This window comes from Anabaena sp. CCY 9613, assembly GCF_963920895.1.
Lineage (GTDB): Bacteria > Cyanobacteriota > Cyanobacteriia > Cyanobacteriales > Nostocaceae > Cyanocohniella.
In genome coordinates, this window is record NZ_CAWUDE010000027.1 from 23,459 (window position 1) to 46,843 (window position 23,385).

Consider the following 23,385-nt stretch of genomic DNA (forward strand, 5'->3'; position numbering starts at 1 on the left):
GTGAAGGGTATCACTACGTTCGTTACCTAACCGATCCGGTTCAGACAGCCATAGTTGTTGTCACACAGCAGCCGACCAAAAAGGGAAAGAGTCCACTGCACGTCTAAGTTTCTTAAACTGCTTGGGAGAGAATTTACTTAATAAATAAACTTTGTTTGGACGGATAGGAAACAGAGTAATGCAGAGATGGACTTAGGTTCACCTCCAAACTTGATGGAAATATTTGTTTTTTAACACAACGCAAAATTATGCATTTTATTGTCACTGGTGGAGCTGGCTTTATCGGCTCTCATCTTACAGAACAGCTGTTGTCAGATGGTCATCATGTCACTGTAGTTGATAACCTATCGACAGGTAATTTGCAAAACTTACCTGAGCATCCTCATCTTAAACTACTAATCAAAGATGTATCTCAATGTCAACCCCAAGATTTCACTGAGGAAATTGATGGAATCGCTCATTTAGCCGCGACACCATCGGTTACCCAATCTTGGCTGCAACCACTACAGGCGCATCACAATAATCTTTCAGCCACAATCGCCATAATTCAGCTTTGTCAAGCCTTAAACATTCCCAGACTAGTTTTTGCCAGTTCCGCCGCTGTGTATGGTACTCCCAAGGAACTACCAATTTCAGAAAATCAACGGACTTATCCTATTTCTCCCTATGGCTTACAAAAACTGGTATGTGAACAATATGCCAGGTTATTTGCCAAACAATTAGGTTTTTCATTTGTAGGATTGCGCCTATTTAATGTATTTGGCCCTAGACAACAACCTAATTCCCAATATTCTGGTGTAATTTCTATCTTTGTAGATGCTATGCAGCAAGGTTTACCCATAACTATATATGGAGATGGAACACAAACACGAGACTTTATATATGTTAAAGATGTGGCAAATGGATTTACTAAAGCTTTAATTACTCCCCTAAAATCTGGATCTTCTTTAATTTGTAACTTAGGTAATGGCACACATACTTCTCTGATTGAGTTGGTTGATATTCTCAAAACTTGTTTTTCTCAACAACAATCAGAAATTAATTTTATGCCTTCTCGTTCAGGAGACATTCAGCATTCACAAGCTGATATTTCAAATACATTTTCATTGTTAGATTTCATACCTCAGTGGTCGCTAAAATCAGGTTTACAGATTCTTACTTCTCAACATCAGTTCGACGAAGCAAAAGTTGCTTAACTCGTTCTTTAAGTTTGGCTGTTGGTATTTGAACAAAAGATTGAATTGCACGAAGTAAGTAGAACGAGGTGAAAAAATCAAACTATGTAAAGATAAGTAAATACGTACAATGCGTTTACAAAGGTAACAGCGACATGGGTAGCCGTTTAAGGGTATTTCTGACTAGAGAGCAAGATAAAACTCTGTTGAACCTGAGAACGGCAGATGTACCTCAGAAAGTGAAAGACAGAGCAGAAGTGATTAGATTGAGCGCACATGGTTGGTACGTAGAGAAGATAGCAGCTCACTTTAATTGGACGGCACAAACGGTACGAGAAGTGTTGCATAAATGGGAGAAGCTAGGTTTAGAAGGACTTTGGGAGAAACCAGGACGGGGAGGAAAATCGAGGTGGGCGGAAACTGACATAGTGTTTTTAGAAGAATGTTTAGAGCAAGAACCACGCACATATAACAGCGTTCAGTTAGCCCAAAAGTTAGAACAAGAACGTTCGGTAAAATTAAGTCCTGACTGGTTAAGACAGGTACTGAAAAAAAGGGGATCATTTGGAAGCGAACTAGAAAAAGCCACAAAGGAAAGCAAGACCCTGTAATACAGCAAATCAAACAGGCAGATTTAGAAATGCTGGAATTATCTGCGGCGGCTGGAGAAATAGATTTAAAGTATGTGGATGAATCAGGGTTTTGTGCCTGGAGTGAACCTAGCTATAGCTATTACTTCCGAGGTGAGCAAAAACGTCTAGAACAAAGTCAGCGTCGGGGAAGAAGGTTAAGTATCATTGGTTTCCTCCAACCAATAGTCAGCTTTGTTTACGGTCTGGTGATTGGTGGTGTTTCACGCCAGTCTTATATTCAGATGATGGAACTTGAAGCACTTGAAGCTCAAAAATCTGGACGTATTAGAGTCATCGTGCAGGACAACGGCCCAATACATCGATGTAAAGAAGTTCAGCAATTATGGTCAAAGTGGGAAGAAATGGGTTTGTATATCTTCTTTCTACCCAAATACTGTTCTGAAATGAATCCAATTGAATTGGAGTGGCAACATCTCAAGAAAAATGAACTAGCCGCGAAAACTTTTGAAGATGAGTTAGACCTTGCTTATGCCGTCATTGATGGAATTCAAACAAGAGGAGCAAAGGGAAACTACAGTACACAACGTGTTAGATTTAACTCTCATTCTTCTGCTTAATTGTTTGTTACATACTTATAAATTTTCTCCACGACTTACTTACGCAACTACGTTGCTGCTTCTCAGGGGCTTTCATGCTCCCGCTCGTTCCTGGTAATGTCTGGTAAAACAACAGCGATCGCTCTATGCTGATCAGGGTCATTGCTCCTAAATTAGAAAGGAGCCTTTTGCATAGGTGAAATTCACCATGAAACGAACCAGGAAGTCTTTGCTGCTAGCTGTGAACTGGGTGTTGCTGTCGCTGGGTACATCACTGTTGATTATCTTGACGCAACCCATAGCACCTGTCCCCGCACAAGAACCTGCTGCGCCTGTCATTATTGAAACTACAAATACACCCGAAGCAGCCCCTCAAGTCGAAATATCACCTCCTCCGGAAACAAGCGAGTCCAGCCAGACAGAAACCAAGACTGAAGAAGTAGAAACGCCACAGTCAGAGTCAGTGACAAAGGAACCCACCGAACCTACACTCAGTCCTGAAGAGATTGCTCGTCAGCAAAAACTAATAAAAGCAGATAAAATGTTTCTGGCAGGGAATATTGCAGAAGCAGAAAAACTGTATCGACAGGTAAAGGAACCTTTTAGCACAACGGTTACCACCCAAGAACGGAAAGCCGCAATCCTTGACCCCGCGCAACTTTCCCCAGGGGGTAAGGTATATTGGCGAGAATCAGAGGCGGGAATTGCCAAGAAACTGCAAACCAGAACTATAGTACCTCTGCAATTATTGGTTGATCAGTATCCAGAATTTATCCCTGGTCATATTCGCTTTGCCGAAGTCCTCAAACAATACGATCGCTCTCAAGAAGCATTAAATGTTTTAGAGCGTGCAGTTTCGCTGTATCCTAATCAGCCTACACTGATTCAAGCTAAAATCAACGCTCTCACTGATGAAAAAAAATGGATGGAAGCGTCTTTGGTGGCACGTCAATTCGCTTTGCTGAATCCCAATGACCCCCAAGCACCTAAGTTCAGTAAATTAGCGCAAGAAAATCTCAACCGTTTTAAATCCCACATTCGCGCCGAGATTCGCGGTAATACCATCACAAACATCATCACAGGTGCCATAGGTTACGCTGTGACTGGCAGTCTACTAGGCCCATTTTCTGCCCTTGACTCAACTATCATGCTGCTACAAGGGGAAGAAAAAATTGGTGAATCGGTGGCCAATCAGGCAAAAAGACAGTTGAATTTAGTAGAAGACGAAACTGTTACAGCCTACGTGAATGACATCGGGCAAAAACTTGTCAAGGCGGCGGGACGCGAAGAATTTAATTACGAATTTTTTGTGATTCCGCTAGAAGACCTCAACGCCTTTGCTTTACCTGGGGGCAAAATTTTTATTAATGCAGGTGCGATCGCTAAAACCAATTCCGAAGCAGAATTAGCTGGATTACTAGGTCATGAATTAGCCCACACAGTACTATCTCATGGCTTTCAATTAGTTACCCAAGGTAATCTGATTGCTAACGTTACCCAGTATCTACCTTTCGGCGGCACCATCGGTCAACTTTTCTCTCTCAGTTACAGCCGTGATATGGAACGTCAAGCAGATAATTTGGGGACGCGTTTGATTGTGGCTAGTGGCTATGCTGCTGACGGCTTGCGTAATTTAATGGTGACATTAGAAAAACAACAAAAAAATATTATTCCTACTTGGTTATCTTCCCACCCAGGTGGTAGCGAACGAGTTAGTTATTTAGAAAATTTGATTTCTCGTGGTGGCTATAACCGCTATAGCTATGAAGGAGTTGAGCGACATCTAGAAGTACAAGCACAAGTCAAACAGTTAATGAAAGAAAGAAAAGAAAAAGAACAAGAGCAACAAAAACAAGGTTCTTAAAGAATCAAAACCACAAAATCATCCGTCACTAAAACTAGCCATTGTTTACTTGATGTTCGCTGGAGAATAATTCATGTCCTCACAATCCCTCAAGTTTGTATTTTTGAGTAGTCTCAGCTTATCTTTGTTGCTGGGTAATTCTGCTGCGTTTGCCCAATTTGATGACTCGACTTTCGGTGATATTGTCGTCCCTACAATCCCTTCAGATGGTACATCAATACCACCAACTAACCCATCCACAGGTGTCCCCCCGTCAACTCCTATTAACACTGCTACTCGGTTTAGCTGTCAATTTTACAATGGCCAGTACACCGTCATGTATCAGCCACAAAATATCCCTGGTCAATTCTTTCCTTGGGCGGCTCCTGCGGCCTTGGGTGGTGGTTGGAGTCCCCAAAGACGATGTGAAGCCATTGCTAGCCGATTGGAATTATATCGCCCCGATGGTTTACAAGAACTGCAAACGGCTGTAGAAAATAACGAGAATACCGTTTGTGTAACCACTGAGGCTAATCGCGCCTGTCGCATTGTCTTGACAGTACCCCGTGGACAAGATCCCTTTGTTGTTCGCAATAACGTTTTTCAAAATTTGACCACAGCTGATAGTGGACAGCAAACCATAGCCGTGAATACCTATGGCGATCGCCGGAGCGGAGTCACTGAATTATACAATTTAGGTCGCTCACTTCTAGGTGGCGGCAATAATCGCCCGACTTCATCTCGCAGTGGGATTAATTTGAAACCTTATCTTTCTCCTCAAGATGGTGGTACTTTGCGAGGTAATGCAACCAGCAATAATCAACAACCTCAACCTCAAGGCCCCGCACGTTTGAATCCTGGTAATTTCAGATAAAGAAGCAGGGGGGAAATATTTTCGGTGAGTACCAACATCTTTGTTTTTATCTCCCTCATCTCCCCCCACTCCCTACTCCCCGCTCCCTACTTTTAAAAAGGAATGTCATCTGGATCGGGTTCTTGTTCTTTTACGGGAGGATAATTGCTGGGCTGAAAAGTTGGAGTTTGGGGTATGGGTTCTGTATTTATCACCTGAGGTACTACACCAACCGTAGTTTTAGCTGGGGTAGGTATGGCGCTTGGTGCATCATAACTGGGAACTTCAACTTGAGGAGACATTGCAGGCGCAGTAACTTCTGATGTGGATGGGCTGAAACTACTGCCTAAAGATTGAATCTGTTGTACTGTCAATTCAGCACGTTTTTCCTTAAACCCTTCTTGACGCTCAACAGTGTGCATTCCTAAGCGACCTGCTAAAATCACGCGATCGCCTTGATGGTAATTTTGTTGAATTTCTGTGGCTAAATTTCCCCAACCTACAACTTTCAACGTCACTAACTGGTCTTCTGCGCGCTGGGAGTTGGAAAACTGCACCAGCATTTCTGTCACCGCTAAGTTATCGGCTGTGTAGCGTAATTGCGGTTCTTGAATGATTTCCGCCATTAAAACGCAGCTGTTCATGAAATCCTCCTAACTGGAAACTAAAGTAGTTCTTATTCCCTAAATTTTTTTATATGCCTGAATTAATTTCTTACATATACTTTGAGCGTTGAGTCTTTTTTAGCATAAAAGCCAAGCGATAGTTTTGAACAGCACCAGAAATGCCATTCGCTACATTCGCCTGACTAAAACGAGCATTAAATTCTGCATGAGTAGTATAATTGTACCACCTGGTGGCAGAAATAAATTCAATCAATTACCTGCCTTCTGGCGGACTTAATCTGTCCTCGCTTAGTTTTACTATCAAGACGTTTTTTTTGAGAACTGCGAGTTGGTTTGGTGGATTTGCGTTTTCTCTTGAGTACGACTACGCTTTTAACAAGTTCTTGAAGTCGTTGCAAAGCCTCCTGGCGGTTTTGCTCCTGGCTACGGTATTCTTGAGCCTTAATAACAATGACTCCCTCCTGGGTAATGCGTCGGTCATTTAACTTCAACAACTGCTCTTTATAGAAAGCTGGTAATGATGAAGTTTCAATGTCAAAGCGTAAGTGGATAGCAGTAGCAACCTTGTTGACATTTTGACCGCCTGCACCTTGAGAGCGAATCGCGCTCATGTCGATTTCGCTATCGGGGATGATAATTTTATGAGAAATTTGCAGCATAACTTATATATAACTTTATCCGTGCAATCACTACAGTTAGTATCAATAAACAATGGGTAGACTGCCTGATAATCTTTTGTTTTAGGCTGTTTCATCCGTCAATTTAAAGCCCCAAGGCTTCAGAGCCGCCATCCCTAGTTCCCTATCTACACCTTCATAAAGCTCCCATTCAGCCGGGTGATCTTTAGGATGTCCCTCGCCTACATTACCTGCAACTTTGATTACCAGAACGCCCGCTAAACGATGGCGCTCCAGACTTTTTGGCAGAGCTAGTTTGAGTTTGTGACCGACAAACTTCGATGCACTGGAATTAGCTACAGATTCACGGATTAAACAAATATCACCTGCAATCCCCCAAGTAGTTTGATAGATGTGGAGAAACGATATGTAAATGTCTGGTTTGATGGCTCTTTTGAGAACTTGCACTATCTGTAATCCTTATGAGGTTGTTCTTGGTTCTAGAATTTTAGGCAAAAATAGCAGAAAAAAGGGTTGAAAGTCTTTTGGTGTCAGGTTTTTCTGATAAATTGATGTCCTTACCTTTACTTTAACTGCTATGCTATCTCTGTTTCATTCCTGATATTTCTAACTCTAAAGGATCGCGCAGCGCCCGTTGCGTAGCATCTACAACAGGATCAGGCTGGAGGAGTGTAGACATCACCTCTTGATTTTTTTATTTGTTAGTCTCTTGGACGTGAACCGGAAAAACCCCCAAGGCAATTAACCGTGCTGGGAGGTCGCGTAAAATGGGTAAGCGCAACAAAAGCGGTATCTGAAAGGTTTGCTGGGATTTGAGAATTGGGGCAAATATGCGTTTTTGAATCAAGGTTTGAAATCCTTGAATAATGCGTGTGGGTAACTCCCGTTGGCGTTGTACTTTTGCTAAGTCACCAAGTTCTACAGATTTATTTTGCAGTGGTTGGCTTAAGATATTTGCAGCCACAACAGCATCTTGAATGGCATAGTTAATGCCCACTCCACCCACAGGAGACATCACATGGGCTGCATCTCCAATGAGTAATAATCCCGGACGGTACCAACGTTTGACGCGGCTAGATTCTACCGAAAGAAAGAAAACCTGTGACCAATCTTGTAAATAATCTATGCAATTACTGAAATTGGGTACAACTTCTACCACAGATTTTTTCAACGCTTCCAAGCCAGCAGCCCGAATCTCTTGATAACCGCCTTTAGGAATCCCATAAGCAATTTGCCATTCATCTCCACGGTCAAGCATAGCCACAATGCGTCCTGGCGCAAAGTTACCGATTCCCCCTTCGGGATCTTCTGGCTGATGGGGTAAGCGGAACCATAGGACATCCATTGGTGGTGATGTACTAATTGACTCAAAATTACCTTGTTGTCTCAAACGTGAGTGGCGACCATCTGCACCCACTGTAAGTATTGCCCGGATTTCATGCCAGCCACCACCTCCGCGATAGCGGACACCTTGAATTACGCCATTTTCCTCAATTAATTCTTGGACATTTGCACTCATCACTAACTGAAAATTGGCATATTTTTGGGCTTCTTGGGTGATGAACTCGAGGAATTTCACCTGAGGCATCATTGTGATGTAAGGATAGCGGGTTTTGAGATGACTAAAATCTGCTAAGGTGACGGTATCATCAGGAGTCCGAATTTTCACCTGGTGCATCTTAGCATGGGGTAATTGTAGTAGGCGATCGCTTAACCCTAATTCTTCCATTATTTCCATGACTGAAGAATGAATTGTGTCTCCCCGAAAGTCACGATCAAAATCTTTATGTGCTTCCAACAAAATCACAGAAACACCTTGTCGTGCCAATAACAGAGCCAATACAGCCCCGGCTGGCCCACCGCCAACAATGCAACAATCTGTGGTTTGTAAGTCTAAAATTTCATGGGCAGGATTTTCAGTTACATAGGTAGTCATGACCACACCTACTAATACTCCATACATTTAGGGTAATAGCCTTTTTCTGGTAAGGTCTATTTTTTTTACTTTTCGTAGTCGCAGGTAACATATATCATGAGCGCTGAATTTTCTGCTTTGCGGAATCAGCTATTGTTAACTACTAACTATTACCGTTACCCCAAATACCCGTGGCGCAAGTTGTTTTAGAAAATGTTTATAAAAGTTTTCCCCAGCGTAGAGGGGAAGGTGTAGCCTCGCAAATTTCTGCCAGTCATCGGCAAAAAAACGTCATACCACAAGAAGCACCAGAAACTATTAATGTTTTGCGACGAATTAATTTAACCATTGCAGATGGTGAATTTATGGTGCTGGTGGGCCCTTCTGGTTGTGGCAAAAGTACCTTACTACGGCTAATTGCTGGGTTAGAGGCGATGACAGGAGGCAACATTTGGGTAGGCGATCGCTTAATTAATGACCTCCCGCCCAAAGAACGGGACATTGCAATGGTGTTTCAAAATTATGCCCTTTATCCGCATATGACGGTGTATGACAACATCGCCTTTGGACTACGGCGGAGGGGGACAGAAGCAGGGGTGCAGGGGAGCCACTGCGGTGGACGGGTTCCCCGGCATAAAGCAAGTGGCGTGGCAGAGCGCAGGGGGGAAAATCAGCATTCATCACTTCCTAATTGGGTAGAACATTCCTTAGTGGGAGTTACGAGGCAGTTACCTAAAGGACTGCGTTATGTTTCTGACAAAGAACGACAGGTAGATCAACAGGTGCGAAATGTGGCTCATTTGTTGCAAATGGAAACTCTGCTGAATCGCTTACCCAAACAGCTATCGGGAGGACAAAGACAAAGAGTGGCATTAGGCAGAGCGATCGCCCGCAATCCCCAAGTATTTTTAATGGATGAACCGCTTTCTAACCTAGATGCCAAACTACGGGCGGAAACCCGCGCCCAAATTGTCAAATTGCAACGTCAACTAGGAACAACCACGATTTATGTCACCCACGACCAAACCGAAGCGATGACAATGGGCGATCGCATTGCCATTATGAATCAAGGTCAGATTCAACAAGTTGCCTCTCCATTAGAACTTTATAACCGCCCTACTAACCGTTTTGTTGCCGAATTTATTGGTTCACCACCGATGAATTTTATTCCTGTACAATTTCACGCCCCGTTATTAATTACCCATGCCAATTTTCGTTTCACCCTTCCAGAAACTTGGGGTGCAGCCCTGCGAAAATATGATGGGCAAACCATATTATTAGGCATTCGCCCAGAACATTTAATTTTGAGTGTACCTGCAACTAAAAACTTGCCTGTAAAAGTGGACTTAGTAGAAAATCTAGGGAACGATTCCTTTGTATCTGTGAGAATTTCCGAACCCGAATCTTCAATTAACCCTACAGACAAATATCTACAAGTACGAGTTCCACCAGATCGATTAGTACGCGTTGGTGAGCAATTATGGTTATCGCTAAATCCCGAAAAAATTCACTTTTTTGACCCTAATACTGAGTTAGCCATCTTTATGTAGGGGATAAGGGAATGGGGTATTACGCCCCATCTCCCTCATAATTGAGTGGCAAAATTACTGTAAATTTCGTGCCCACACCAACTTGACTAGTAACATTAATTGTGCCGTGATGAGCTTCAACACACCTTTTAACAATTACTAACCCTAACCCTGTACCCTGAATTGATTGGACATTAGAAGCTCGATAAAATGATTCAAACAATCGAGTCTGATCTAATTCAGGAATACCAATTCCTTTATCACTAATTTCAAATATGGCTGCCCCATTAATAGCATCATAGGTTAAATCAACCTGAATATTTTCACCTGGTGGAGAATATTTAACCGCATTAGAAAGCAAATTAATAAATATGTATTGTAAAAGTTGTTCATCGATCCAAGCCTCTGAGAATTCACTGTGACAGTTAAAAATAACTTGATGCCCACCACTAGCAACAGCAGAAAATTCGGCAATTATTTCTCTACATACTTGTTGCAAACTTAAATAAGTTGGGTTAAATTCAATTTTTCCTACATCAGATTTCCCCATGAATAGGACATCTTCCATTAATTGTTTCATGGAATCCACCGCACCTTTAATTCGTCGTAAGTAGGTGTTTTTTTTAGTTTCTGTTAAATTATTTCCTTGCAGTTCTATCAGTTCTACTGCTGTTTGAATCACCGTCAGGGGATTACGAAATTCATGAGAAACTGTAGAAATAAATAAAGATTTGAGCTTATTTAGTTCTCGTTCCTTATTCAAGGATTGCTCTAGTAACTTTGCTTGGCGGCGTTCGCTAAGATCCCAAAAAACTACTACTACACCATCGATCTCGTTTGAGCGTCGCATTATCGGGGAAGCACTATCCCCAATGGGTACTTTGGTACCATTTTTCGTAACTAAAGATGTGAATTCTTTTAAATATACAACCTTTTGCTCTCGCAGCACTTTTAGTACTGGGTTTTCTAGTGCAGCTTCTGTAACTTCATCGACAATATTAAAAATTCTTGATATATCGTGTCCCAAAGCATCTGGTTGTCGCCAGCCAGTTAGTAATTCAGCCGCAGGATTCATAAATGTCACCTTTGCTTGCTCATTGGTGGCAATTACCGCATCACTCATGGAATTTAACAACGTGGCTAACCGGTCACGATTTTCCCGCAAATCGCTTTCTAGTTTGTGTTTTAATAAACCGATTTCTACAGCTATTCTTAAATCTTTAGAAGTAAATGGTTTGACAACATATCCAAATGGTTGAGTGAGTTTAGCACGTTGTAAAGTATCATCATCACCATAAGCCGTCAGAAAAATTACTGGAATACCTAACTGCTCACGAATACAAGAAGCAGCGGCGATACCATCCATATCACCTTTGAGGATAATATCCATTAAAACCAGTTCTGGTTTTGTTTCCCATGCCTTGGAAATTGCTACTTTTCCTGAAGAAGCTGTACCTGTAACCATGTATCCTAACTGATTAAGTTGACTAGCAATAGTTCTAGCCACAATCACTTCATCTTCAACAACTAATATTCTCACTTGACCCATTGGAAATTTATTGATGCAAACTTTAAGTTAACTGGGGAAATTGGATTGTGAATACTGTGCCATGATTACGTTTTACAGTAATGCTGCCTTCTAGTTGTTCTATCGCCAAGTCATGAACTAAAGATAGACCCAACGTATCAGTGTTACTAAAGTCTAAATTCTCTGGCAAACCTATGCCATTATCGCTAATAGACATTTCAATAACATGGCCAACATTGTGTAATTTAATAGTTATTTTACCTGTTTGTTGCTGAGAAAAAGCATGTTTGAGGGCGTTGGAGATTAATTCGTTGATAATCAGTCCACAAGCAATAGCTTGGTCAACATTTAAACTAATGGCATCTATGCGAGTTTCTAGCTCAATTATTCCAGGTACTATCTGATAAGAAATCAGGATACTAGTTGCTAAATTTTCTATATAGTCAGCAACATCGAGTTGTCCAATGTTAGGTGAAGTATATAAGTTTTTGTGAATTAAAGATATTGAGTCAATGCGGTTTTGGCTGTCTCGAAAAACTTTGATAATTTCTGCATCTTTGAGTGTTTGTGACTGGAGTTGTAATAAGCTTGATACAATTTGTAAATTATTCTTGACTCGATGATGAATTTCTTTTAATAAAACTTCTTTTTCTAGCAAGGCACTTCTTAAGTGCATTTCTGCTTTTTGTCGTTCAGCCAGTTCATTTTGAGCTTGCTGGTAGATGCTAGATTGTTGAATGGCGATGGCAATTTGCACTGTTAGTTGATCGAGCAAATCCAACTGATTTTTTTCCCATTGGCGTGGACTAGAACACTGGTGTGCTATGAGTAAACCCCACAAGCCAGAACCAACATTGTCTCCACCCACTTCTAGGAGAATTGGTACCACTAAATTAGCTTTAACTTCAAATTGTTCGAGCAACTGTAAATGGCAATTAGTCAGTCCAGCTTCATAAACATTGGCGATCGCTCGCTTACGTCCATGATGATACTCTGCGCCGGCACCTGTTTGAAAACAGTTATCCTCAATTGTTTTACCCAAAGCCACTGTCCAGCCGATTACTACCGATTCTGCAACAACTGTACCACTCATATCTGGGGCGAACTGATAAACAACGACTCGATCAACCCCCAGCAAATCTCGTACTTCTCTGACAGTGGCATTGAGAATCTCTTGTAAATTTAAAGATTGACGAATTCGTTGAGCAACAGTTCGCATTAATTGTTCTCGTTCAGCTTGAGCCTTAAGTACTATTTCAGTTTGTTTGCGTACTGTGATATCTTGCCCTATGCCGATAATTTGTCCATTGTCAAGATTTATATTAGTCCAAGAAGTATCAATAACCCGACCATCCCGAACTTGAGTTTTAAAGTCACCCCAAGTGCGTTCCGCAGATTGAATAAAATCGATGACATATTGACGATATTCAGGATCAGGATATAACTCAAAAAGCATATCGCGGTTTTGGCAATCTTGCAGTTGCCAACCCAGGGTATTTTCCCACTCTTGGTTCACCCAATGGAGCTTACCATCAGCATTGATTAATGCAATCATCAATGGGATGCGAGCAAAAATGCTTTGCAGAAACTCATTTTGTTCTTGGAGTTGGGTTTCAGTATTTTTATGGGTAGTAATATCCGACAATACAGTTAATATAGCCGATTCGTCGTTAAAAGTTAAATACTGACGCGAAGCGATCGCCCAGAAAGAAGTTCCATCTGCTCTTTGGAGTAGCAGTTCATAATTTTGCTGCAAATCATGTTGGCTAAATGCTTCTAAAAGTGGTGTTAAATCGTTTTTTTTTGCTTTTAAATCTACAGATAATTGTTTAACTAAATCTTCTGGAGAAAATCGAAAAGTTTGGATAAATTCTGGGTTAGCATATAAAATTGAGCCATCAGATAAGCGATAAATCATTAATGGTACTGGGAGAGATTCAGCAATTGCTCGAAATTGCACTTCACTTGCCGGACAATCACTTATTGATTTAACATCAAATAATAGAGCATCGCATTCAGCATACTCCATTGCATAAACAATAGCTTTAGTATAAATAATATTCTTATTTTTTAACTTAACAGATAATTCCAATTCAGTTTTTTTTTGAGATAAAGTTTCTAGTAAATAACTAACATCTTCCCGATGATGAATATCAGCAATTTGCATTTTTAGAAACTCTGCTTGAGAATATCCAAATTCCTTAATAGCAGAGGCATTAATATCTAAAAATTTTCTCGTCTGGCGGTCATATATCCACATAGGATGCGGATGATCATCAAAAATAAAACTAAAATTCATAAATTTTTTTAAATTTACTTAAAGAATATTTTAAAAGTAGTGAAGTGGGGCAATAAGGAACATGAATTAAATAACATGCAAGTCTAGTTTTTGACCTCACACCGTCTTTGACTTGCGTCAAAGTCTCCCCTCTCCTTGGTAAGGTTGGGGGTGAGGTTCTGTATTTTATTAAATCCACATTCCTCAGGCAGATTTTTCCCATCCCCATTGCCCCGTATCCCCAAAAGGGGCCCCGAGTTCCCCAATCTTATCTTGGTCTTCCTAGCGTTGTGACGTATACAACAGCCTCATCAGCAGGGATACCCAAAATTTCATTAACTTGGTCATCAAAGAAACCACCGATACCGCTGACACCGACACCCAAATTAGTTGCGGCTAAGTTCAATCTTTGCCCCAAATGTCCGGCATCCATATGTAAGTAACGGTAAACGCGATCGCCATATTGTGCGATCGCTGATTTGAGATCGGCTGTATGAAATAGTACAGCTGCCGCATCTCGCCCTAAATCTTGCCCCAAGCAGAGAAAATGCAACTCACGCCGGAAATTCTTAAACCTAATCTGTCGTAGTTCTTGGGCTTTGGGTGCGTAATAGTAACAGCCTGACTCCAAACCTGTCACCCCACTAACGGCAATAAAGGTTTCAATTAAGTTGAGGTCAAAGTAATCTGGAGAATTGTCTAAACTTTGGTCGATGTAATTTTGTGGTTGATAGGTGAAATCAAGTAAGCTTTTGAGTTCGTCGAAGCTTAAATCTTCGCCGCTGTAAGCACGGGTGGAACGTCGCTTATACATAGTGAGTTCCAAGTCCGATAGTTTTTCTCCCCAGTTAATCGGTGTGGTAGCGGTGGGAATTTTCAGACAGAAAGGAAAGTTATATTTATCTTCTAGAGATTTTTCTTGCTTGACAACCGGTAAATTCAGTTTGCCCGTGACACCTGCTGGAATTTCGGTGTGGCGATGAAAATATTTCAGCAGTTCACCATCAGGTATGGGCGGATAATTGGTTTCGGTACTAGAAGGTAAAGCTGTGCATCCCAGTGGTAAATTTTGTTGAATATCTAATAAGTCTGCCAGAGGTAAGACAGCGATCGCGCCTTCTTGTTGCGGATCGATATACAGTAGATCATTGACAGCCTGATCTACAAAACCGCCAATCAAGTGTGGACGATAGTCATTAACCGCCGCAGCTAGCTCAATATTGCCCAAGAGATGCCCCGCATCTAGAAAAATTCGGCGGTAAGCCCGATCTTCATATCGCCATGCTGAACGATAAAAAACGCTGGTAATGACAATTGCCAATTGGGTACTTTCCAAAACTGGATGCCAGAAACAAGCTTCCTGCAAAGATTGCCAAACGTCACTTTCCCAATAATGCATCAAAGAGTGAGTCCGACATTGGTAGTTATACAATCCTGGTGGTAATAATGGTGTGCCACGGGAAACTACATATACTTCAGCAGGATACAATCCTCCAGCACTAGGGGCGGCGCGTAAATATACCGCACTTCCCATAGAAGGCATTCTCGCTGTCAGTCCATAGCTACGAAACAGTAACCGCGAAAGTCTTTGCCACCATTGAGCATCCGGGTTATTCGCAAATGTCTCTAGTGTTTCTTGGATGTAAGGTTTGAGATCTAAAGTTGAGCCAATCTTGTACTCTTTAAAGGGTACTGGCTGTTTAGCCCAGTCTAATCCTTGAGTTTTCGAGGCCAGGGTTTCCGGATCATATTTAGTCCGTTCGTGATAGTGCTGTGCAATGGATTGTTGTATTTCTGGCATAGTAATTTAAATACTCTTGGGGCATCCTTATTTTGATCTTGGCATTCATCAGCCTTTTTTTCGTGTTAATTAGTACAAACTTGAGACACACAATGTGGTTTATGGTGATTTCTGGTAAATAATCAACTATAAATTGAAATGAATGTTAAACAACTTGGAAATATTGGGTCTTAATTTAAAAGAACAGAGAACTTTCCCTGTTCTTTGCTATGGCTATTCAGACTGGGCTGGTTTTGGAGTTTGTGTTCGCCGCCAACGAATCCAGCCATAAATACCAGCAGCCACAATTAACCATAAGGGACTGTAAACCAAGAACCAAATACCCAACTTAAGTAAGCTCACAGTAAACAAACCTAAAGAGTTGGTAGATTGATTCCAAGTTTCCTGAATTTGGGAACCCAAGGCTGGTTGTGGACTAGTAGTAGATACGGCTGCTTCTAGGTTTAGGGTAATGGTGGAGTAGGCAACTTGATTTTGTAAGCTTTTCAATTGGGCATCAATTTGTTCTATGGATTGTCGGACGTTACTTAGTTCTTGAGAAACACTTAGCACATCTTTGATAGAACCCGCCCGATCCATAATTTTTTGTAAATTAGCCTCTGTTTTCCTGAAGTTAGTTAATCTAGCTTGAAAATCTACCAGGCGATCGCCTACATCTTCTGCTGTAATATTACGATTATTAACTGTGCCTAATTTAGCTAATGCTTGTAAGGTTGTTTCTAGTGAATTTTGCGGGACTCGCAGCGTCATAGATGCAACATGACGGGCATTATCCTGTGTGGGTTGACGTTCATTTAACCCGATTAAGTCCCCTTGGTTTTGATTAATAACTTGGGAAACAGCATCAATACTCTGACTTACGGAGTCCACAATCACAGTCATGGCTGCCTTTTTAATCAATTGAGGACGCCCACGGGAAGGTATAGGTGCAGTTTCGGCCTGTGATGAGATGGGCATACTTTCATTCATCGCAGCTGCTGGTGCTTCATTAGCCAGGCGATCGCTTTGAGATAATTCTTGATTTAATGATGGTTGTACAGCCGCACAACTGGTAAATATTACGCCTCCGAATAAGGCGCTGAAAACTAAGACCGATTTTCTTGGCAATCGCATTGATTTCTGCATAATCTACCCCCAGATAGATGAAGTTAATCTCAGTATCGCGGAGGTCTAACTTAAATTTGTGATTGTTGCCATTTATGTAACAAAAGAACTATCAAACCTGGCCAAAGATGAATTGTCAAAACCCCTGTGACCCGCTAATAAATAAGTAATGGTGCTGCAAACTAAAGCGAGAAGCATGGAAACCAAACAACTAGGAAACACAGGTGTATCTGTCAGTGCAATTGGCTTGGGTGGGATGCCGATGTCAATTTATGATCGCCCGCCGGAATCGCAATCCATCTCAGTAATTCACCGGGCTTTAGACCTAGGCATTACATTTATTGATACTGCTGATTCTTACTGCAAAGATGAGTCAGATAAGCACCATAACGAACGCCTAATTCACAAAGCAATTGCCAGTTACAAAGGTGATGTCAGCCAAGTGATTGTAGCCACCAAAGGCGGTTTAATGCGTCCTGATGGTAGCTGGACACGCAACGGGAACTCAGAACATTTGCGGCAAACAATTCGTGAAAGTTTTGCGGCTTTGGGTGGTGAAAAACCCATTGATCTTTGGCAATACCATTCCCCAGATACCGATTACACTATTAAAGAATCTTTGACACCAGCCAAGGAAGCCGTAGCAGAGGGTTTGATTCGGTTTGTGGGAGTTTCTAACTTTTCCGTCGAACAAATCAAGCAAGCACAAGATGTAGTTGACATTGTATCTGTGCAAAACCAATACAGCCCTTGGGAACGACAACCAGAAATAGACGGCGTATTGCAATATTGTGAACAAGAAAAATTAACCTTTTTACCGTGGAGTCCCTTTGGTGGTGGTCGTCGCCATCAAAACTTGCCAGATATTCAGGCGATCGCTCAATTAGCTCAAGAAAAAGGCGTATCGTTATACTGTATTGTCTTGGCATGGTTGCGTTCCAAGTCGCCTTGTATTTTACCTATTCCTGGTGCTAGCAAAAGCTCCAGTATTGAAGACTCCGTACGTGCTGTTGATGTTAAACTATCGTCGGCAGAAGTGCAAAAAATTGACCAGGCAACTTCTTGATACTCTCCACACCTTACCCTTTTAAGGTAAAATCAAAAGCCTGCTAATTTAATGACGATGCTTGCTGACAGGAGATGCATATGGCCCGGATGTATTATGACGAAGATGCCAATTTAGACCTTTTGGCTGGAAAAACTATTGCCATTATTGGCTATGGTTCCCAAGGTCATGCCCACGCCCTTAATCTTAAAGATAGTGGCTTGAATGTGATCGTGGGACTGTATCCGGGTAGCAAGTCAGCAGGAAAAGCTGAAGCCGCTGGGTTAACTGTTAAAAGTGTTGCCGATGCAGCTAAGGCTGCCGATTTCATCATGATTTTATTACCTGATGAAGTCCAAAAAGCAGTTTACAAACATGAAATTGAACCAAATCTGCAAGAAGGTAACGTATTAGCTTTTGCCCACGGGTTTAATATTCACTTTGGGCAAGTCGTACCACCAGATAACGTAGACGTGGTGATGGTAGCACCCAAGGGGCCAGGACACCTAGTACGCCGGACTTATGAACAAGGGCAAGGTGTACCAGCATTGTTTGCCGTTTACCAAGATGCTACGGGAAAAGCACGCGATCGCGCGATGGCATACGCAAGAGGTATCGGTGGTACCCGTGCTGGCATTCTAGAAACCAGTTTCCGCGAAGAAACCGAAACTGATTTGTTTGGCGAACAAGCTGTATTATGCGGTGGTTTAAGTGCCTTAATTAAAGCTGGATTTGAAACCTTAGTTGAAGCAGGTTATCAACCAGAATTAGCTTATTTTGAATGTCTCCACGAAGTCAAATTGATTGTTGACTTAGTTGTCGAAGGTGGTTTAGCCACAATGCGTGACAGCATTTCCAATACTGCTGAATATGGTGACTACACCCGTGGCCCTCGCATTGTCAACGACACAACCAAAGCTGAAATGCGGAAAATTCTCAGCGAAATTCAATCTGGTCAATTTGCCAGGGAGTTCGTTTTAGAAAATCAATCTGGTAAACCAGGATTTACCGCTATGCGTCGCCAAGAAGCAGAACATCCCATTGAAGAAGTCGGCAAAGATTTACGGGCTATGTTTAGCTGGTTGAAGAAAGTTTAGAGACTAGGGAGGGACTGGGGAGATGAGAGGCATGGGGAAGATAAAAGATAAAAAATAACAGGTTTTGATATTAGCCAAAAATTTTTCCCCTTGTCTCCTTGTCCCCCCTGCTCCCCATCTTTAATCTTCGTGGTCTTCAAAAGGGTCTGCTAATTGCTTACTTGGGGGGCCAAAGGAAGTATAAATTGCAAAACCAGTGATGCCAACTAAGGCGACAGCGACGGAAATACTAAGAACTATTGCGGGTTCCATAAATTAGGAATAAATTATGAGTGCTATTCTTATAGAATATTACAGAAGATTAAAAAAAGCTTTGGCAACTGATCTTAGGTGAACTATGGCACAACGGACTAGGTTGGGAGATATCCTCAAACCACTAAATTCTGAGTATGGTAAAGTTGCTCCTGGCTGGGGTACAACCCCTGTAATGGGCGTTTTTATGGCTCTATTTTTCGTATTTCTGCTAATTATCCTGCAAGTTTACAATAAGTCACTGTTGATTCAGGATGTATTGGTTGATTGGCAGAGTTTAGGCGGCTAACTGAATACATAGCATTGTAGCTTGCGTAATCAGCGAACCTCTACCCGGCTTGTCCGGGTTTTTTTCTACGTTTTATACTAAAGAAGGCTAGTCCTGGATTAAGTAAGCATGGTATAGATGAGGTAAGTATCCCTAGCTTTACCTGCATTTTGTCTTTATAGGAGCAACCACATGAATATATTTGGTATCGGTCTGCCAGAAATGGGTCTGATTATGATAGTGGCTCTATTAATCTTTGGCCCCAAGAAGTTGCCAGAAATTGGTCGTAGTGTTGGTAAAGCAATTCGTGGTTTTCAAGAAGCTTCTAATGAATTTCAAAGCGAATTTAAACGGGAAGCTGAACAAATAGAACAGGTGATGAAAACTTCTGCGGAAATTGAACCCAAGCAAATCGAAGCAGCGAACTCTGAGCAGGATACTGCTGGTTCTTCCCCAGTTACTTAGGGAAGTGCTGCGAATTGATTGATTGTGGACAAAATGACAGAAGCTGTAACGAAACCATCTCTGGTGATTCCTCAACTAATTGTCGGGTTGGGGAACCCAGAACCTAAATATGATCAAACTCGCCATAATATTGGCTTTGCTGCTGTAGATGCACTTGCTCGCGCATGGAAAATTCCGGTGGCGGAACATCGCAAATTTCAAGGGGAATACGGTGAAGGAATGGCGCTAGGTGGAGGTAAAATCCGCTTGCTGAAGCCATTGACTTATATGAATCGCTCTGGACAGTCAATACAAGCGGTGACTAGCTGGTATAAATTGCCGCCTGAGTCGGTGCTGATAATTTATGATGATATGGATTTGCCCTTGGGAAAGACTCGCCTGCGTTTGTCGGGTTCCGCTGGGGGACATAATGGGATGAAGAGTGCGATCGCTCATCTTAGTACCCAAAACTTCCCGCGTTTACGCATCGGCATTGGTAAACCCAAAAATAGCAGTGATAGCGATAATTCTGAGTCTATCTCTCATGTTTTAGGAAGATTTTCGGCGACGGAAACACAATTAATGTCTTTGGTACTTCAGTTTGTTGTTGAGTGCGTGGAATTTAGCCTCAAGCAAGGAGTAGAAAAGGCGATGAATCGTTGTAATAGCCTCACTGTTGACCTTTCTCAACCTTGATTAGTTGTAGGGTAGGCATTTTGCCTCCCTAGTCAAAAATCCCATTGCTTTCGTTCTTGCCACATCTTCGACAATTAGCGACTATCCTGGAATAGTAAGTGAATCACCCTAGCGTAAATTGCCAGCAGGTGTCAAATGCTGCAAGCAGATCAGATATTAAACCACCGTTATCAAATCCAGCGCGAACTTGGTAATAATGGGATTCGCCAAACTTGGCTAGCAACAGATTTACAAGCTACTGAGGGGACAGCATCACTAGTTGTGGTTAAACTCCTGGCTTTTGGCGGTACTGTCCAGTGGGATGACCTCAAACTCTTTGAACGGGAAGCACAGATTCTCAAACAGCTGAATCATCCTCGCATTCCCCGGTATCTTGATTATTTTTGCATTGATGACCGCACACTTTGGTTTGGCTTAGTACAAGAATACATCCCTGGGGAATCACTCAAAGAAAAACTCAATCTCAGCAACAGGTTTAGCGAAAAGCAAGCTAAAAAAATTGCTGTGGAAGTTTTAAAGATTTTAATATATTTGCATGGTTTGAATCCAGGGGTGTTACATCGGGATATTAAACCGAGTAATTTAATCTGGGGTGAAGATAACCATATTTATTTGGTGGATTTTGGTGCAGTTCAAGATAAAGCTGCTAAAGAGGGCGTTACTTTTACTGTTGTGGGGACTTATGGTTATGCACCAATGGAACAGTTTGGTGGTCGCGCTGTTCCCGCTTCAGATATCTATGGACTGGGAACAACTTTGATTCATTTGTTAACAGGGGTTCCCCCGGCTGAATTGCCTCAACAAGATTTGCGGCTACAATTTACTGACCGGGTGAATTTGAGTCCTAGTTTTATTCTCTGGCTACAAAAGTTGATAGAACCTGCACCAGAACAACGCTTCACCAGTGCAAGTCAAGCGATGAATGCTCTTAAATCTGGTCTGGTAGCCAAACCTAAAACCCCAGAAATCGTTAATAATTCTGGTTGTGGGATAAATAATCTCACACAAACCGTACCTGAAGAAATTCAAGGCTGGAATTGGGGAGCTTTTTTATTGCCTTGGTTGTGGTTATGGACAAATAATGTGTGGTACGGATTATTTTGTTTTGTACCACAGATCGGTTGGATAATGGCCATCGCCTTGGGTACAAAAGGCAATGAATGGGCTTGGAGAAGTCGCAAGTGGCGAAGTATTGAGCAATTTAAAGCTCATCAACGCGGCTGGGCGATCGCAGGTGTTTTGATTGGTGCGCCTATTAGTATGATGTTGTGGATAGGGGCGTTTATGTTTCTTAAATCTGTGCTTTAGAGGCTAGAGGCTAGAAAAGAGGTTTATGAAATTTTATTCCCAATCCCCCCTCGCCTTAGCAAGCAAAGAGAGGGGTTAGGGGTGAGGTTTTTAATTTCCGTATTCTCTAGCTAATTTGAGATTCCACTACACCCACAGGACAAGCAACATTTGTCCCACCTAAGCCACAATAGCCATTGGGATTTTTGGTTAGGTATTGCTGATGATACGCTTCAGCGTAGTAAAACTCAGGTGCATCGATGATTTCTGTGGTAATTTTCCCATACCCTGCTTTGTTAAGGGCTGGCTGATAAGCATCTCTTGACGCCTCTGCTAGCTGCTTTTGAGTTTCCGAGTATACGTAAATTCCCGACCGATATTGAGTACCGGTGTCGTTACCTTGGCGCATTCCTTGTGTGGGGTTATGGCTTTCCCAAAAAACTTTCAGTAATTGGGAGTAACTAATTTCTTTGGGGTCAAACACCACCAAAACAACTTCATTGTGACCAGTTAAGCCACTACAAACTTCTTCATAAGTAGGGTTGGGTGTAAAACCAGCCGCATAACCTACCGCGGTAGTGTAAACTCCCGGTAATTGCCAGAATTTGCGTTCTGCACCCCAAAAACAACCCAAACCAAATATTGCTGTTTCCAATCCCTCAGGAAAAGGAGCTTTCAGGGGATTTTTATTCACATAGTGTGAATCCGGTACGGGCATAGTCTTTGCCCTGCCTGGTAAAGCTTCTTGGGGGGTAGGAATTACCAGTTTTTTGCCAAATCCAAATAGTCCCATTGGTTTTTACTCTAATTTTTGATAAACATCTTTACCTTACTTAACATTGTGAACCACCCAGATTGAGTTTTGCTACTTTTGATGAAATTATCCCCAATATTTTTTCGTTATCAGTCCCAAAGTAGCGCCCAAAATCTTCTCAAGAGCGATACCTACGGTGAGCTGCACTAACACCTGTATGAGAAAATAAGCGATCGCACTAATTCATATTTCTATTCTGCAACGCCAAATTTATTCTCTACTCCTCTTACCTTCAGGAAAGAATCAAACGCCAGCCTATCAGGTAACGAAGTTTGTGCGCCTAGCTTTGTTGCTGCTAAAGCACCTGCAGCTGCACCCCAAACAACTGACTGATGTAAAGAAAGTCCTGTAAACAGTGCTGCGGCTAAACCACCATTGAAAGCATCACCAGCCGCAACAGTATCAACGGTATGAACGGGAAAAGCTGGGACAAAAAATGTTGCCTCCTCAGTGGCACAAATCACACCTTTTGCACCTAATTTGACGACGGCACAATTCACACCTCGTTGTAATAAAACTTTAGCTGCTTTGATTGCCGATTCCTCATCATCGACAGTAAAACCTACCAATTGCCCTGCTTCTACTTCATTGGGTGTAATAATGTCCACTAATGGATAAAGTTCATCGGGTAAATTCGCTTGTGCGGGTGCGGGGTCTAAAATTACCTGGATATTGGCCTCTTTTGCGGCTTGGGCTGCTGCTACTACGGTATTCAGGGGAATTTCTAATTGTAAAAGTAATGCTGTAGCTGTTGGTAATAAATGAGTTAATCGTTTTATATCTTCTTGATTGACACGTCCATTTGCACCGGGAATTACCACAATGTGATTTTCACCAGCATGATCTATGGTAATGATGGCAACTCCAGAACTTACGGTTTCATCGATGAAAATATTATCTGTCTGCACACCAGCAACTTGCAAATTCTGGACAAGTTCTGCACCAAAATTATAAAAAATAGCGGGAAGCTGAAAACCACCATCCTTGTAGGTGGTGGATGAAA

Annotated in this window: 22 protein-coding genes; 11 read left to right on the top strand and 11 right to left on the bottom strand. The window is 41.9% G+C overall.

The annotated features are described in order from the left end of the window. The first annotated feature begins 248 nt into the window (after positions 1 to 248). The 4 genes from ACM0OT_RS22375 (at position 249) to ACM0OT_RS22390 (ending at position 5,081) form a co-directional block, all read left to right on the top strand. Positions 249 to 1,196, top strand: coding sequence for an NAD-dependent epimerase/dehydratase family protein (locus tag ACM0OT_RS22375; protein ID WP_414566588.1), 948 nt, complete (start codon positions 249 to 251; stop codon positions 1,194 to 1,196). 134 nt (positions 1,197 to 1,330) lie between these two features. Then, a protein-coding gene (locus ACM0OT_RS22380; RefSeq protein WP_414566589.1) for an IS630 family transposase occupies positions 1,331 to 2,385 on the top strand; the annotation gives its coding sequence in 2 pieces (ribosomal slippage) (positions 1,331 to 1,723 and positions 1,726 to 2,385; 1,053 coding nt in all). 187 nt (positions 2,386 to 2,572) lie between these two features. Then, positions 2,573 to 4,228 (top strand): M48 family metalloprotease, encoded by a 1,656-nt coding sequence (locus ACM0OT_RS22385; protein ID WP_414566590.1) that lies wholly within the window; start codon positions 2,573 to 2,575, stop codon positions 4,226 to 4,228. Between the two features lie 73 nt (positions 4,229 to 4,301). Next, on the top strand, positions 4,302 to 5,081 hold the full coding sequence (locus ACM0OT_RS22390; RefSeq protein ID WP_414566591.1) for a COP23 domain-containing protein: 780 nt from the start codon (positions 4,302 to 4,304) through the stop codon (positions 5,079 to 5,081). Positions 5,082 to 5,173: 92 nt separating this feature from the next. Here ACM0OT_RS22390 and ACM0OT_RS22395 read toward each other — a convergent pair whose 3' ends face one another. From ACM0OT_RS22395 to ACM0OT_RS22410, 4 genes are all read right to left on the bottom strand, one after another. Beyond that, on the bottom strand, positions 5,174 to 5,704 hold the full coding sequence (locus ACM0OT_RS22395) for a single-stranded DNA-binding protein (protein ID WP_414566592.1): 531 nt from the start codon (positions 5,702 to 5,704) through the stop codon (positions 5,174 to 5,176). A gap of 227 nt (positions 5,705 to 5,931) precedes the next feature. Continuing rightward, entirely contained in the window at positions 5,932 to 6,345 is a 414-nt protein-coding gene (gene arfB, locus ACM0OT_RS22400; RefSeq protein WP_414566593.1) for an alternative ribosome rescue aminoacyl-tRNA hydrolase ArfB, read from the bottom strand. A gap of 81 nt (positions 6,346 to 6,426) precedes the next feature. Continuing rightward, positions 6,427 to 6,771: a hypothetical protein gene (locus tag ACM0OT_RS22405; protein WP_414566594.1), complete on the bottom strand. Its 345-nt coding sequence runs from the start codon at positions 6,769 to 6,771 to the stop codon at positions 6,427 to 6,429. Positions 6,772 to 7,018: 247 nt separating this feature from the next. Then, the gene (locus ACM0OT_RS22410; protein WP_414566595.1) at positions 7,019 to 8,287 is read right to left on the bottom strand and encodes an FAD-dependent oxidoreductase; all 1,269 of its coding nucleotides are present in this window, start codon (positions 8,285 to 8,287) and stop codon (positions 7,019 to 7,021) included. Between the two features lie 143 nt (positions 8,288 to 8,430). On the opposite strand from ACM0OT_RS22410, the gene ACM0OT_RS22415 reads away from it, so the two are divergent. Continuing rightward, the gene (locus ACM0OT_RS22415; protein ID WP_414566596.1) at positions 8,431 to 9,789 is read left to right on the top strand and encodes an ABC transporter ATP-binding protein; all 1,359 of its coding nucleotides are present in this window, start codon (positions 8,431 to 8,433) and stop codon (positions 9,787 to 9,789) included. 19 nt (positions 9,790 to 9,808) lie between these two features. On the opposite strand, the gene ACM0OT_RS22420 is transcribed toward ACM0OT_RS22415, so the two are convergent. From ACM0OT_RS22420 to ACM0OT_RS22435, 4 genes are all read right to left on the bottom strand, one after another. Beyond that, positions 9,809 to 11,317 carry an ATP-binding protein gene (locus ACM0OT_RS22420; protein ID WP_414566597.1) on the bottom strand — a complete coding sequence of 503 codons (1,509 nt, stop codon included), beginning with the start codon at positions 11,315 to 11,317 and terminating at the stop codon, positions 9,809 to 9,811. A 22-nt stretch (positions 11,318 to 11,339) separates the two neighbouring features. Beyond that, entirely contained in the window at positions 11,340 to 13,595 is a 2,256-nt protein-coding gene (locus ACM0OT_RS22425; RefSeq protein ID WP_414566598.1) for a PAS domain S-box protein, read from the bottom strand. Positions 13,596 to 13,842: 247 nt separating this feature from the next. Next, positions 13,843 to 15,375, bottom strand: coding sequence for a SagB/ThcOx family dehydrogenase (locus ACM0OT_RS22430; RefSeq protein WP_414566599.1), 1,533 nt, complete (start codon positions 15,373 to 15,375; stop codon positions 13,843 to 13,845). A 213-nt stretch (positions 15,376 to 15,588) separates the two neighbouring features. Beyond that, complete coding sequence (locus tag ACM0OT_RS22435; protein ID WP_414566600.1) at positions 15,589 to 16,500, bottom strand: DUF4349 domain-containing protein; 912 nt, start codon at positions 16,498 to 16,500, stop codon at positions 15,589 to 15,591. Positions 16,501 to 16,675: 175 nt separating this feature from the next. On the opposite strand from ACM0OT_RS22435, the gene ACM0OT_RS22440 reads away from it, so the two are divergent. Further along, the gene (locus ACM0OT_RS22440) at positions 16,676 to 17,545 is read left to right on the top strand and encodes an aldo/keto reductase (protein ID WP_414566606.1); all 870 of its coding nucleotides are present in this window, start codon (positions 16,676 to 16,678) and stop codon (positions 17,543 to 17,545) included. A gap of 80 nt (positions 17,546 to 17,625) precedes the next feature. Further along, positions 17,626 to 18,621 (top strand): ketol-acid reductoisomerase, encoded by a 996-nt coding sequence (gene ilvC, locus ACM0OT_RS22445; protein ID WP_414544627.1) that lies wholly within the window; start codon positions 17,626 to 17,628, stop codon positions 18,619 to 18,621. Positions 18,622 to 18,741: 120 nt separating this feature from the next. On the opposite strand, the gene psbN is transcribed toward ilvC, so the two are convergent. Further along, entirely contained in the window at positions 18,742 to 18,873 is a 132-nt protein-coding gene (psbN, locus tag ACM0OT_RS22450; RefSeq protein WP_414544628.1) for a photosystem II reaction center protein PsbN, read from the bottom strand. A gap of 85 nt (positions 18,874 to 18,958) precedes the next feature. Between psbN and psbH the strand changes: the two genes are divergently transcribed. The 4 genes from psbH (at position 18,959) to ACM0OT_RS22470 (ending at position 21,589) form a co-directional block, all read left to right on the top strand. Next, positions 18,959 to 19,162 carry a photosystem II reaction center phosphoprotein PsbH gene (gene psbH, locus ACM0OT_RS22455; RefSeq protein ID WP_414544629.1) on the top strand — a complete coding sequence of 68 codons (204 nt, stop codon included), beginning with the start codon at positions 18,959 to 18,961 and terminating at the stop codon, positions 19,160 to 19,162. Positions 19,163 to 19,333: 171 nt separating this feature from the next. Then, on the top strand, positions 19,334 to 19,606 hold the full coding sequence (locus tag ACM0OT_RS22460; protein WP_414544630.1) for a TatA/E family twin arginine-targeting protein translocase: 273 nt from the start codon (positions 19,334 to 19,336) through the stop codon (positions 19,604 to 19,606). 33 nt (positions 19,607 to 19,639) lie between these two features. Next, positions 19,640 to 20,281, top strand: coding sequence for an aminoacyl-tRNA hydrolase (gene pth / locus ACM0OT_RS22465; RefSeq protein WP_414566601.1), 642 nt, complete (start codon positions 19,640 to 19,642; stop codon positions 20,279 to 20,281). Positions 20,282 to 20,416: 135 nt separating this feature from the next. Then, entirely contained in the window at positions 20,417 to 21,589 is a 1,173-nt protein-coding gene (locus ACM0OT_RS22470; protein WP_414566602.1) for a serine/threonine protein kinase, read from the top strand. 106 nt (positions 21,590 to 21,695) lie between these two features. Here the strand turns inward: ACM0OT_RS22470 and msrA are convergent, their stop codons facing one another. Then, on the bottom strand, positions 21,696 to 22,361 hold the full coding sequence (gene msrA, locus ACM0OT_RS22475) for a peptide-methionine (S)-S-oxide reductase MsrA (protein ID WP_414566603.1): 666 nt from the start codon (positions 22,359 to 22,361) through the stop codon (positions 21,696 to 21,698). A gap of 212 nt (positions 22,362 to 22,573) precedes the next feature. Then, positions 22,574 to 23,385, bottom strand: an 812-nt coding sequence (locus ACM0OT_RS22480; protein WP_414566604.1) for a ribokinase, incomplete at its 5' end; no start/stop codon positions are given.